This is a genomic window from Paenibacillus sp. JDR-2, from assembly GCF_000023585.1.
GTDB lineage: Bacteria > Bacillota > Bacilli > Paenibacillales > Paenibacillaceae > Pristimantibacillus.
This window is the reverse complement of record NC_012914.1, coordinates 7,105,043-7,117,625: the sequence shown is the minus strand read 5'-3', so window position 1 is coordinate 7,117,625 and position 12,583 is coordinate 7,105,043. Positions and strand designations below refer to the sequence as shown.

The window sequence follows — 12,583 nt, the reverse complement described above, 5'->3', positions numbered from 1 at the left end:
AAGGCTGCCAGCGCTGGAGATTATTTTCCGGCGTTGGGGCCATTCTATCGTTATAGGAAGGGTTGTGTGAATGCGTATATCCAGCCGGTCCCGCCGAATTCTAGAGCTGCTGCTGCGGAACGATCACGATCTGACGGCGGCGCAAATAGCAGAAGAGATTCAGGTGAGTTCCAGAACCGTACACCGAGAGCTGGCAGCGGTAGAGGAGATCCTGCGTGCCGAAGGCGCAAGGCTGCTTAAGAAATCAGGCTCCGGCATACGGCTTCAGGGTGAGCAAGCGGCGCTTGACCGATTAGCCCAGCTCGTATCCGTGTCGGAGGAGATCGAGTTCTCGCCGGAGGAAAGACAGATTTATTTACTTTGCCTCCTTCTCGAGAGCGAGGAGCCAGTTAAGCTGTTTACTCTGGCGCATGAATTCAAGGTGACGATTCCTACCGTAGCCAATGATCTGGACGATCTTGACCAATGGGTACAGAGGTTTGAAGTTACCTTGACCCGGAGAAGAGGTTACGGGATAGAGCTTACCGGCCAGGAAGAGCACCTTCGGGAGATGATCCGCCAGATCATCAGGGACCGGTTCGAAGATACGGAGTTGATTTCCAGCCGCAACGAGCTTCCGGCCCATTCCCTTGACCGGCGGCTGCTTGCGATTGTTGGTCAATCGGAAATGGAAGCTGTTGAGAAAATCCTATGGAGCTGGGAAGAATACGGGGGCAGCCGCTTAAGCGAGAGTGCTTATACCGATCTGCTGATCAGGCTGTCTATTGCGCTGCGGCGAATCAGAGCGGGCAAGACGGTTGAAGCTTCATCCGTTGAGGCATTACGTCAGGAATCCGATGCGGTATATCTGACGGAGAGGTTAGCTGCTTTGACGGAACGAACTTTTCCGCCGTCAGAGACAGCTTATATCGGCAGGCTGCTGCGTTCAGTCCAGAGCGACGATCTATCCGTGCTCCCTGCGGATGACCTGGTCTTAACCGATACGGTGCGTTCCCTGATTGAGTATGCGCAGCACGCAATGGGAGCCGATTACAATAAGGACCGCTCTCTGCGCGACGGACTATTCCTCCATTTGAAGGATGCGTTGCAGAGGCTGAATGAAGGCACGAATATCCGAAATCCGCTTCTTGATCAGATCAAGAAGGATTATGCGTCTTTATTCAACGTCGTTCGCAAAGCGGCAAATCGCGTCTTTACCGATATGGTTGTGCCGGATGAAGAAGTCGGATTCCTCGTTATGCATTTTGGAGCATCGCTGGAACGGCTGAAGCAGCTGCGGCAAAATGTCCGCGCCATTCTCGTCTGCTCAAGCGGCATCGGCTCCTCCAAGCTGCTGCAGATCAGGCTCCAGAAGGAGCTTCCGGAAATTCATATCGTTGACCGCGTATCGTGGTACGAGGCATCAAGGACGGAGAAGGACAAATACGATCTGATCATTTCCACGGTAGATCTGCCTCTAAACGGTGAGCAATATATCAAGGTCAGTCCTCTCCTGACGCAGGCAGAGACGGACCGGTTGAGAGTTTTCGTCCAGACGGGCTTAATCCAGAAGAGGGACGGCGCACTGACCAAGGAAGAGAAAGCGGTAAGCGAGGCCTCTACCTTCGAGCAGCTAGTCAGCCTAAAGACGACGCTCGATGAGATGGTAAGTCTGATCAGGCGCTTTGAGGTTATTCAGATTAAGGAGAAGAGCGGGGTCTTGCCGGTTATTCTGGAAGAAGCCTGCACGCGGGAAGAGGCTAAAGGCGTGCTAACGAATTCCGGTCTAGTGGCTGAGCGGCTAATGCAGCGTGAACAGAGCGGCAGTCAGATGATACCGGGAACCGCGGTAGCGTTATTTCATACCCGCGGCGAAGAGATAACAAGGCCATCGCTCTCGTTATACCGATTAGAAGACCCACTTACTTTGGAGATGGCATCGCCATCCCGTTTAAGCCACTTTTTATTAATGCTGGCGCCCCGGACCTTAACGAAGGAAGCGCTCGAGGTACTAAGCGAAATAAGCGCCATGCTGCTCGATACGGTCATGATTGATTTGCTCGAAGCGGGCAATGAAGCGGAAATTAGAGATTATTTAACCATACATCTTAGAATGTTTTTCAATATAAAAGCGGAAGCGAGTGACGTACAATGAGTATTTTGTCTACGGATAAGGTGAAATTGAATGCAGCAGTAAAGGATAAATTCGAAGCGGTTCGTCTGGCTGGAGAACTGCTGGTTAATGCCGGTCATGCTGATCCAAGCTATGTGGAAAGCATGGTTGAACGCGAGCAGTCCCTATCTACTTACATGGGCGGCGGCCTTGCTATCCCTCACGGAACAAACGAATCGAAGGGCTCCATCAAATCGACGGGTCTGTCCATCGTTCAAATTCCGGCTGGCGTTGATTTCGGCGAAGGAAATACCGCGCATTTGGTCATCGGAATCGCGGCGGTTGGCGACGATCATCTGGACATTCTGACGAATGTAGCGATGGTTTGCTCCGACGACGACAATCTGGAACGGATCTTGAAGGCTTCCACTGCCGAAGAGATGATCGAGATCTTCGAAAGCGGGATGGAATAATGAAGGCTTTACATTTTGGAGCGGGCAACATCGGACGCGGCTTTATCGGACTCCTTCTTTCGCAATCGGGCTATGAAGTTATTTTCTCCGACGTCAACCAGGCGCTTGTTACGGAGCTTCAGAAGCGCGGAGCCTACTCGGTAACGCTGGCAAACGAAGCCAAGGATCAACTGCAGGTGACGGGCGTAACCGCTATTGACGGAACAAAAATAGACGATGTTACGGCAGCGGTGGCGGAGGCCGATCTAGTGACTACAGCCGTAGGGGTCAACATCCTGAGGCATATTGCGGCGGGCATCGCCCGCGGGATCGAGAAGCGGATCGAATCCGGGGGAGGCCCGCTGCATATTATCGCCTGCGAGAATGCTATCGGCGGCAGCACCCAGCTGAAAGAGCATGTATTCGGACATCTCGATGAAGAGACAAAGGCGAAGGCATCGAAGCTTATTGCTTTTCCCGATGCGGCCGTCGACCGGATTGTTCCGATTCAGCATAATGAGGATCCTCTTGAGGTAACGGTTGAGCCGTTTTACGAGTGGGTCGTAGACGAAACCGCGATGTTCGAAGGGTACAAACCGGTTGCGGGTGTTCATTACGTAAGCAATCTTATGCCTTATATCGAGCGCAAATTATTCACGGTGAACACGGGGCATTGCGCCGCAGCTTACCTGGGAAGCCTTCGGGGATACGAGACAATCCAGCAGGCGATGGCTGATGAAGCAATCGTTGGTGAAGTGAAGGCGACCTTGAGGGAGACGGGGGCCGTACTTGTTGCGCAATATGGCTTTGACCAAGCAGAACATGACCGATATATCGAGAAGATTATCGGACGGTTCCGCAACGACCAGTTGACCGACGAGGTTACCCGCGTTGGACGGTCGCCGATCCGCAAGCTGTCGCCCAATGACCGTCTTGTGAAGCCGGCTTTGCAAGCCCATGAGCAAGGAATCAAGCCCGTTCAGTTAGTAAAAGTAATGGCGGCGGCGCTTAACTTCGTTAACGCCGATGATCCGGAAGCTGTCGAGCTGCAGCAATCGATTAAAGATAAGGGTATCGGACAAACCGTGTCGCATTATACTTCGATTCCGGAAGGACATCCGGTATACGGGCTGATCATTGAAAGCTACGAAGCTGTTGCAAATCAGCGTTAAGAACAACGTTTGAGAAAAACAAACATTAGTGAGGTATGCAGTATGGCTAATATAATTACCGGTGTTGCCGCATCTCCCGGAGTTGCTATAGCAAAGGCGTTTCGGTTCAACCATTCACCATATATCCCGCAGCAGCAGACGATTACGGATGTTGAGGCGGAAGCCGGCCGTTTCCGGCAGGCAATCGAGAAATCCAAAGGCGAGATCGAAGAGATCCGCGTAAAAACCGAGCAAAGATTAGGCGCGCAAAAAGCGGAAATTTTCGAAGCGCATCTTTTTCTGCTGGAGGATCCGGATCTTGTGGATTCGGTGCTCGACAAAATCGCAGACGAGAAGCTTAATGCGGAATATGCTTTGCACGAAGTGACGACAGCCGTTGTCGAGATGCTTCTTGAGCTGGACAATGAGATGGTCCGCGAGCGCGCAGCCGACGTCAAGGATGTCTCCGGGCGGGTAATGAGTCACCTGATCGGCAAGCCGTATGCTTCGCTGTCCGGCATTTCCGAGGAGACCATCATCCTGGCAGAGGATCTGACGCCATCGGATACCGCACAGCTGGACCTGACCTATATCCGCGGCTTTGTAACGGAGATTGGAAGCCGTACTTCGCATTCCGCTATTATGGCAAGATCGCTTGAGATTCCCGCGATAGTAGGCGCGGGCCCTTCGGCAGCAGCTGTTGCGGATGGCGTCCTGGTTATTATGGATGCGACGGAAGGTAAGGTGATTGTGGATCCTTCGGAAGAAGTACTGGCCGAGTATCAGGAGAAAAAGAAGCAATACGATGAGCGCAGAGTACGGCTGAAGCGTCTTGCACAGCAGCCGTCGGTAACGGCCGATGGCGAGCATCTCGAGCTTGCAGCAAACATTGGCAGCATTGAAGACCTGGAGAAAGTGCTGGAAAACGGCGCCGACGGCGTGGGGCTGTTCCGCACGGAGTTTCTCTATATGGGGCGCAACTCGTTCCCTACGGAAGAAGAGCAGTTCCAAATTTACAAGCATGTGCTTGAGAAATTAGACGGCAAACGCGTCGTTATTCGTACGCTGGATATCGGCGGAGACAAGGAGCTTCCTTATCTGGAGCTGCCGAAGGAAAGCAACCCTTTCCTGGGACTGCGTGCGCTTCGTTTATGCCTCAAGCGGGAAGACTTGTTCCGTACCCAGCTCCGGGCATTACTCCGGGCAAGCGTGCATGGCAAGCTGAACATCATGTTCCCGATGATTGCTGTGCTGAGCGAGCTTCGCGAAGCAAAGCGTATTCTTGAGGAAGAACGCGCGAAGCTGGAGCAGGAAGGGGTTCAGGTGTCGGGCTCGATCGAAGTGGGCATGATGATCGAAATTCCGGCTGCCGCGATTGGAGCCGATATTTTTGCCAAGGAAGTAGATTTCTTCAGCATCGGTACAAACGACCTGATCCAATACACAATGGCAGCCGACCGTATGAACGAATCGGTGGCTTATCTGTATCAGCCGTATCATCCTTCTATCCTGAGACTTGTGAACATGGTCATCAAGGCGGCTGAACGGGCTGGCATTTGGGCCGGCATGTGCGGCGAAATGGCGGGCGACCAGACGGCCATCCCTCTCCTTCTCGGAATGGGATTAGACGAGTTCAGCATGAGTGCGGGCTCCATATTGCCTGCCCGCGAGCTGATTGGGCAACTGTCCAAGCCGGAATGGGCAGTTCTGGCGGTTGAAGCCCTTGCCATGAGCACGCAGGAAGAAGTGCAACAATTCGTTAAGCAAAGGAGACCACAATAATGCTATCGCAAACCTATACCGTTATCCATCCATCCGGGTTCCATGCCCGTCCTTCAAAGCTTTTTGTTCAGGCGGCATCGGAGTTCCCTTGCAATGTGAATCTGATCAAAGGAACTAAGAAAGTAAATGGCAAAAGCTCGCTTGGCCTGTTGACCCTAGGTCTGGCAAAAGGCGACGAGGTAACGCTGGAAGTGGACGGCGAGCGCGAGGAAGAGGCGCTTAACGCTCTGGGCGCTATGCTGACCAAGATTTACGAAGAATAGATGCAAATAGAAGAAGGCCCGCTGCAGCTGCAGCGGGCCTTCTTCTATTTTATGGATGCCTTACTCCATGACAAGGCCGCCGGTAACGGGCGTGTAGGTGCCCGTCAGGAACCGGGCGCCATCCCCGGCGAGAAAAGCAATAACCTCCGCCACATCCTCCGGCTCGGCAATCCGGCCAAGCGGGGTAAAGCTGCCTATCACGCGGCTTTCTTCTTCCGATATCATGAAGGCTTCATCGAACCTGACGAATCCGGGTGCCACAACATTGGCGGAGATCCCGTAGGGGCCAAACTCTTGCGCAATATACCGGGCAAAGGTATCCAGGCCTCCCTTAGCTGTACCAAAGGCGATATATTGCGGGGTAGGATCTTTTCCTTCCGTGCTGGACAGGTAAATGATTCGGCCGGATTGCTGCTCCGTCATTACTTTTATTACAGCCTTCGTTGGCTCAAAGACGGCTTTTAATTCGCCGGTCAACTGACTTTCGAAGGATTCCCAAGAGAGCTCGGCAAAGCTGGCCGCTTCGGCTGATTGACTTGCGGCGCATACGAGTACATCGATTTGTCCAAAGGTATGAATGACGGTCTGGGCAAGCTGTTCCATTTGCTCCTTGCTGCGTGCATCAGCCGGAATGGCTATGGCCTCGCCGCCATTATCCCTGATTTCGGAGACCACCGCGGTTAAATCCCTTTCGAAATCACTTACTGCAATCTTCGCCCCTTGTTTGGCGAGCTGCATGCAAGCCGCTCTCCCGATCCCCTGGGCACCACCTGTAACAACCGCTACTTTTCCTTGCAAAGACATGATGAGCAAGCCTCCTTCAGAGTGACTTATTCCTGCTCCAACCCGCCGTACTGACGCGCGATAGCCAGAGCGGTCTGTTTAATCTTTGCCGCAACCGAGGCGGGCTCGAGCACGATAACATCGGTCATATAATGAAGAATGTTACGGATCAGCCAGTGCTCGCTCGAGTAGGTCATCCGCACAATAAGCTGTCCGTCCGGCAGCCGTTCGATATTTTTCTCGTCGAAATGGTCCATTACGGATAGGGCAGCCGCCGCTTTAAACCGCAGGACGGCAGGGATTCCCTCGCTTTCGTCTCTTCTCCGGGCTGAATTCCACCGGTCGTTCAGCTGTTCCAGCGATTCTGTCCGTCTAGTAAAGGTGCCGGCTTGAATACTCAATTGCCGGATACGCGTCAGCTTGAAGATGCGGTAATCCTCGCGCAAGCGGCAATAGCCGTGAAGATACCAGGCATAGTTCTTCAGAACAAGGGCCATAGGCTCGATCTCGCGCTCCTGCTCGCCGCCGGTTCTGCTCGTATAGTGAAACCGGATCAGCTTACGGTCATTAACAGCTTGACGGAGCTGGTCATACCGCGCTTGATCCTCTTCGCTGTTCTTCCAAGGGGTGAAATCCACTTGAATACGGTCTCCTTCACCTGTACGGCCTTGCTCGGCCTGTGCCACCATGGCGCCAACCTTGCTAAGGAGGAGATCCATATTCGAGCGGTCATAAGCGTTTGTTGATTCCAGTCCGCGCAGCGCCGTGAAGAGAGCGGTCAGCTCATCAAAGGACAAGAGCTGCCGGTCCAGCCGGAAGCTGTCCATGATCTCGTAACCGCCCTCCATGCCGGTGTAGGAGACAATGGGAATGCCAGCCTGACCAAGCGAATCGAGATCGCGATAGATGGTACGCAAGGAAACCTCCAGCTGCTCCGCCAGCTCCTGCGCCTGTACCCGCTTTCGATTAAGCAACAAAATCGTAATGGCCATTAACCGTTCCAGCTTCATCGTTATCTCTCCCAAACCGGCATGCTGCAGCATGCCGTTATATGATTAGTGTGCGGCCGCGAATTCTTCGCCTTCGGCAGCCGCCTCCATTTTATCCTTCGACATCAGGAATGCCGCAACTAACGCTAATGCTGCAGGGATCAGGCTCCAGGCAAAGGTCGCGCCAATAGAGCTCGACAGCCCTGCCGTTATCGTATCCAGAAGCTGAGGATCGACGGTCTGCCGGAATGCCGGATTTAGCAAGGAATGCGGATCGTTTAAATTCAAGCCAGGGGGAACCGTGCCGTTACTAAGCAATTCGGTAAGCTTTGAGAGCATGCTGTGGCTTTGAATAATCCCGAAGATCGTAATGCCAAGCGACATGCCAAGGGAACGGTTGAAATTCAAGGTCGAGCTTGCCGCGCCGCGCTGCGCGGCAGGGAACGAATGAAGCACCGAGCTGCTTAATACCGAGAAGGAAGCACCAATTCCAAGACCAATCAAAATCATGATTCCCGTGATGAAAAGTCGAGAAGATTCTACCGTAATTTGCGATAGCAGAGCAAGGCCTATGAACAGGATGGACAGCGTTCCTATCATAATCGTCCGGTACTGCAGCTTCGTCATGAGGAAGCCGCCTAACGTTGCGGTGACAACCGAACCAACCATCATGGGCAATAGGGTTAGACCGGAGTTAGAGGCGGAGCCGCCAATGACGCCCTGCACGTAGATCGGGATAAAAATTGCTGCCGTCATATAAGCCGCGCCGCTAAGCATAGCGACCAGATTGCTTGTGGTGTACAGTCTGCTGCGGAATAAGCCAAACGAGATGATAGGTTCGGCCGCTTTTCTCTCGACCAGTACAAGCAGGAAGGCAAGAACGGCAAACCCGGCAAACAGACCGATAATTTGCGGAGAATCCCAGGCATAGGTTTTGCCGCCAAGCTCCAGCGCGAAGATAAAGCAGACAACAGCTCCTACGAGAAGGATGGATCCGGCCCAGTCAATACGCTGCCTCGAATGAGCTGCCGATTCCTTGTAGAACAAGGCAATCATCAGCAGGGCAATGAAGCCAAGCGGAAGGTTAATGTAGAAGATCCACGACCAGTTGAGGTGATCCGTAATATAGCCGCCAAGCAAAGGGCCAACTACGCTGGATAAGCCGAATACCGCTCCAAACGCTCCCATCATTTTGCCGCGGTCCTTCGGGGACACCACATCGAACAAAATCGTAAACGCAATGGATACCATCGCACCGGCTCCAACTCCTTGGACAGCCCGGTAAATGCTTAACTCAATAATCGAATGGGCCATGCCGCAGAGCGCCGAGCCGATCATAAACACGATAATCCCAAAGATGAAAAACCGCTTGCGGCCGTACATATCGGAAAGCTTGCCGAAGATCGGCATACAGGCCATTTCCGCGACCATATAGGCGGTAGTGACCCAGACGAACTTATCGAGTCCTCCCATCTCTCCTACGATTGTGCCAATCGCCGTTGACACAACCGTGTTGTCCATGGATGCCATCAGAATGGCCAGCAGCAGTCCTCCAATGATGGCGCCTAGTTTATTCGTCATTCCATACCATTCCTTTCTTCTTCCTGAATTGATTGCTGAACAATCATCTGAGATCATCATAAGCTACCCTTGTTGACAACAGTGTGTCAGGGAAGAAAGGCTTCTTAGTTAATTATTTTAAAAAGTTGGGCAGCAAAAAATAGCAGGCGCCTCTTGGGCACCTGCTATTGGTTTAAGGAATCTTTTTAGTTCATTTTAAGAATAGGCTTAATGACCTCGCCTGTCTTGGACGCGGCAAACGCATCGTTGATTTGGTCGAAATCAAAGTATTTCACAAGCTTATCGAACGGGAATTGTCCGTTCTTATAGTACGAAATAAGCTTTGGAATAAACGTATGAGGAACGGAATCGCCTTCGGTTACGCCCATAATTTTACGGCCAAAGCCCGTAATCTCCATAAACGGCACTTCAATATTCGCCATTGCCGCCAGACTGACCATTTCGCCCAGCTGCGCCAAGGAGCGAATCGCCTGCAGCACGACAGGTCCTACGCCGGTTGTTTCCACGACATAATTAACGCCAGTGCCCGTAATGCGCATTAATTCCTCTTGGGCATTCACTTCTTTGCCGTTAATGACATGCGTGGCACCAAGCTCTTGCGCCAGCTTCAAGCGCTGCTCGTGCACGTCCACGACGATAATTTTCTCGCAGCCTGCAATTTTTGCGGCCATTACCGCGCTTAAGCCTACTCCGCCCGCGCCAAACACCGCAATGCTTGAACCAAAGGTTGGCCGCAGCACGTTTAATACGGAGCCTGCTCCCGTTTGAATGCCGCAGCCAAGCGGGCCAAGAAGAGCCAGTTCGACATCTTTGTCGACCTTCACCAGATTGCGTTCATGCACGATGGCAAAGGTGCCGAACGAGGATTGTCCGAAGAAGTTGGACACCTCGGCGCCGTGATGATGCAAGCGGGAAGTTCCGTCCTCCATTTTTCCGCCCATGTTCAGCGGCATAAATTGATAGCAGTAAGCGGGATGACCCTCTTTGCAGTTCTTGCACTCCCCGCAGGAAGCGAATGACATGACGACATGATCGCCTTGCGCAAAGCCTTTGACATTGTCGCCGACGGCTTCAACAATGCCCGAGCCTTCATGGCCCAGCACGGCCGGGAACGGCGTCATGCCCGTATCGCGGACCGTTGCGTCCGTATGGCAAACTCCGGAAGCTACGATTTTGATAAGCACTTCATTTGCTTTTGGCGCGGCTAATTCGATTTCTTCAAGTTCAAACGGCGAGCCGATTTCTTTGGTCAATGCGGCTTTAATCTTCATGGTTGAAACCCCTTTCAGATGATCTACTTCAATTATAAGTAGATTCTCCGAAGCGCCACAGTTAGAGAAAAGTATAAAACGACCCTGCTCAAAAGGATAAAATTGATTGTTTGACTATCCTTTAGTATAGTTTTGGGCATAGGACTAAAGGGGGACTGGGCATGGATGCAAGCCTGGATAAAGAGCTGTTGTATATTCAATCGATGGACTCGGTAAACGAGAAGCTGTCGGAGTTGTTAAAAGCGTTTCGGAACCATTTCCCTTGCCAGCTTGTCCATTTGTTCCGGTATTCGATATTCGACCAACGTATGGACGGAATCTTCACTTGCGAGCAGGGAATGATTAAAGCGATATCGCATTGGCATGACGATGTACGGACGATTCCCGTCCTTTATGATGCGCTTCAACTGAAGAGGGTTGCGTATTTGGATGGAGAAGCCTTTCAAATCCGGCTGTCGTCGAAATATACGCTGAATGAGCCTGTAGAAAATATGCTTGTATTGCCCATACTCGTGAACAACGTCATTATTGCCTTTATGTGCGCCATTAATATTCAGTTTGAATATAACGACGAAATGAACCGCTATGTCCAGGGCTATGGGGAGCAGATGAAGCAATTGCTCCATCTCAAGCATTCGCCGGCTGCGCGTGCAGCCTATGCGCTTAGCGAAAAAGAGCTGCGCGTGATGCAATACATTGCGGACGGTTTCACGACGAAAGAAATCGCTCCTTTTCTTAACATTGCCGAATCCACTGTAAAGTATTTCATAAATAACGTCATGCTGAAAACATCCAGCCGCAACCGGACGGAGGCGGTAGCCAATTTGTATCGGGCAAATCTTTTATTATAAGGAAAAGGCGCTACAACAGCAGCGCCCTGTGAATTTTAACGACAGCTTTCTTAATTGGCGAACCGTCGCCCATGCCCGGACGATGAACGTCATCAGGGAAAAAGACGGCGTACATACCCGGCTTCATTGCCAACAATTGCTCGTCGGCTTGAGGGGCGTATAACGCATAGTCGTCCGCTTCGTCATAAGGCTGGGATGGAATCATACCCTCTCGCAGCGGCGACCATCCGATCTGCTCGGAACCTTCGATTAAATAATGAATATCGAGGTATTGCTCATGCTTTTCCGCAACCTGCTCCTCTTGGCTCTTCGTATCGAAGGACATGAAGTTGATATAAAGCTGGTCACCTCGCAGCTCCAGCCTGCCCTCCGGCCATTCCTTCTTCTCGCTCCATTGGCGCAAAGCCCGCAGGGCTTCGTCAATTACGGCATAGCCGCCGGAACTATAATCATTCTCCCCGGATAATAAACCAAGTATCATAATGGCCTGTTCCCCTTTCTGCCTTTCAGAACAGCTTGACGGCAACCGCCGCCGACGTGTTCTCCTTGTTTACGATGGATGCTTCATAGGTGCGTTTAAAATATTCGACATACAGCACGTCAAGCAAATAGAGCTGCGCGATCTTTGCCGATAAGGAGCCGCCCTGCAGCGGTCCTTCGTTGGCCCCGCACAACAAAGTGATGTCCGAATAGGAGGTCAACGGCGATTTGACGAAGCGGGTAATGACAATAATCGCCGCTCCCCGTTCTTTGGCTTTTTTTGCGACCTCAATGGAATCCTTGGTTGAACCGGAATAGGAAATAATAATCGCGACATCCCTCTCGCCCATTAGAGCAGCCGACATCGCCTGCTGATGCGAATCAACGGAGCAGCCGGTCTTGTTCGTAATGCGCATGAACTTGTTGTTCGCTTCCATCGCTGTCATTAAGGACGAGCCAACTCCGTAGAAAATAAACCGGTCGGACCGGATAAGCAGATCAATCGCCCGGTTGATGCTGTCCAGCTGAATAAGCTTGAACGTTTCATTTAGTGCATTGATGTTGCTCTGAAGCGTCTTGGAGACGGCGTCCTCCAGCGTATCCTGTATTTTTACCTGGCCGGAGAGCTGCGGAATTTCATTATCCGCGGAGATGCTGTGGGCGAGCGCAATCTTGAACTGCTGATAGCCTTTAAAGCCCAAGGCTTTGCAAAACCGAAAGATGCTGGCCTCCCCTACGCCGCAGCCCTCGGCCAGATCCGTAATCGACATATAGACGACGGCATCGGCATGCTCCAAAATATAATCGGCTGTTTTTTTCTCCGTGGCCGTAAACCGGTTGTAGTGAGAGTGAATCGTTGAGGTAATGCTGATCTCCCGCAAATCGTCC

The 12,583-nt window shown here is 52.1% G+C and carries 12 protein-coding genes; 6 read left to right on the top strand and 6 right to left on the bottom strand.

What is annotated here, in order from left to right; all coding sequences use genetic code 11:
* Positions 1 to 70 precede the first annotated feature (70 nt).
* Genes PJDR2_RS31300 through PJDR2_RS31280 form a run of 5 tightly spaced genes read left to right on the top strand, consistent with a single transcriptional unit; the run spans position 71 to position 5,740 of the window.
* Positions 71 to 2,134, top strand: a complete 2,064-nt coding sequence (locus PJDR2_RS31300; RefSeq protein ID WP_015847764.1) for a BglG family transcription antiterminator — start codon at positions 71 to 73, stop codon at positions 2,132 to 2,134.
* Positions 2,131 to 2,565 carry a PTS sugar transporter subunit IIA gene (locus PJDR2_RS31295; RefSeq protein WP_015847763.1) on the top strand — a complete coding sequence of 145 codons (435 nt, stop codon included), beginning with the start codon at positions 2,131 to 2,133 and terminating at the stop codon, positions 2,563 to 2,565. The genes PJDR2_RS31300 and PJDR2_RS31295 overlap by 4 nt, the downstream gene beginning before the upstream one ends.
* The gene (locus PJDR2_RS31290) at positions 2,565 to 3,716 is read left to right on the top strand and encodes a mannitol-1-phosphate 5-dehydrogenase (protein WP_015847762.1); all 1,152 of its coding nucleotides are present in this window, start codon (positions 2,565 to 2,567) and stop codon (positions 3,714 to 3,716) included. The genes PJDR2_RS31295 and PJDR2_RS31290 overlap by 1 nt, the downstream gene beginning before the upstream one ends.
* Positions 3,717 to 3,758: 42 nt before the next feature.
* Positions 3,759 to 5,477, top strand: coding sequence for a phosphoenolpyruvate--protein phosphotransferase (gene ptsP, locus PJDR2_RS31285; protein WP_015847761.1), 1,719 nt, complete (start codon positions 3,759 to 3,761; stop codon positions 5,475 to 5,477).
* On the top strand, positions 5,477 to 5,740 hold the full coding sequence (locus PJDR2_RS31280) for an HPr family phosphocarrier protein (protein WP_015847760.1): 264 nt from the start codon (positions 5,477 to 5,479) through the stop codon (positions 5,738 to 5,740). The genes ptsP and PJDR2_RS31280 overlap by 1 nt, the downstream gene beginning before the upstream one ends.
* 60 nt (positions 5,741 to 5,800) lie before the next feature.
* On the opposite strand, the gene PJDR2_RS31275 is transcribed toward PJDR2_RS31280, so the two are convergent.
* The 4 genes from PJDR2_RS31275 to PJDR2_RS31260 all read right to left on the bottom strand — a co-directional run bounded on the left by PJDR2_RS31275 (position 5,801) and on the right by PJDR2_RS31260 (position 10,364).
* The gene (locus tag PJDR2_RS31275; protein ID WP_015847759.1) at positions 5,801 to 6,544 is read right to left on the bottom strand and encodes an SDR family NAD(P)-dependent oxidoreductase; all 744 of its coding nucleotides are present in this window, start codon (positions 6,542 to 6,544) and stop codon (positions 5,801 to 5,803) included.
* A 26-nt stretch (positions 6,545 to 6,570) separates the two neighbouring features.
* Positions 6,571 to 7,533: a helix-turn-helix transcriptional regulator gene (locus tag PJDR2_RS31270; protein ID WP_015847758.1), complete on the bottom strand. Its 963-nt coding sequence runs from the start codon at positions 7,531 to 7,533 to the stop codon at positions 6,571 to 6,573.
* A gap of 45 nt (positions 7,534 to 7,578) precedes the next feature.
* Entirely contained in the window at positions 7,579 to 9,093 is a 1,515-nt protein-coding gene (locus tag PJDR2_RS31265; RefSeq protein WP_015847757.1) for an MDR family MFS transporter, read from the bottom strand.
* A 185-nt stretch (positions 9,094 to 9,278) separates the two neighbouring features.
* Complete coding sequence (locus tag PJDR2_RS31260; RefSeq protein ID WP_015847756.1) at positions 9,279 to 10,364, bottom strand: NAD(P)-dependent alcohol dehydrogenase; 1,086 nt, start codon at positions 10,362 to 10,364, stop codon at positions 9,279 to 9,281.
* 161 nt (positions 10,365 to 10,525) lie between these two features.
* Between PJDR2_RS31260 and PJDR2_RS31255 the strand changes: the two genes are divergently transcribed.
* Entirely contained in the window at positions 10,526 to 11,215 is a 690-nt protein-coding gene (locus PJDR2_RS31255; protein WP_015847755.1) for a helix-turn-helix domain-containing protein, read from the top strand.
* A gap of 10 nt (positions 11,216 to 11,225) precedes the next feature.
* On the opposite strand, the gene PJDR2_RS31250 is transcribed toward PJDR2_RS31255, so the two are convergent.
* Positions 11,226 to 11,696 carry a YhcH/YjgK/YiaL family protein gene (locus PJDR2_RS31250; protein WP_015847754.1) on the bottom strand — a complete coding sequence of 157 codons (471 nt, stop codon included), beginning with the start codon at positions 11,694 to 11,696 and terminating at the stop codon, positions 11,226 to 11,228.
* Between the two features lie 25 nt (positions 11,697 to 11,721).
* Positions 11,722 to 12,576 (bottom strand): MurR/RpiR family transcriptional regulator, encoded by an 855-nt coding sequence (locus tag PJDR2_RS31245; protein WP_015847753.1) that lies wholly within the window; start codon positions 12,574 to 12,576, stop codon positions 11,722 to 11,724.
* Positions 12,577 to 12,583 lie beyond the last annotated feature (7 nt).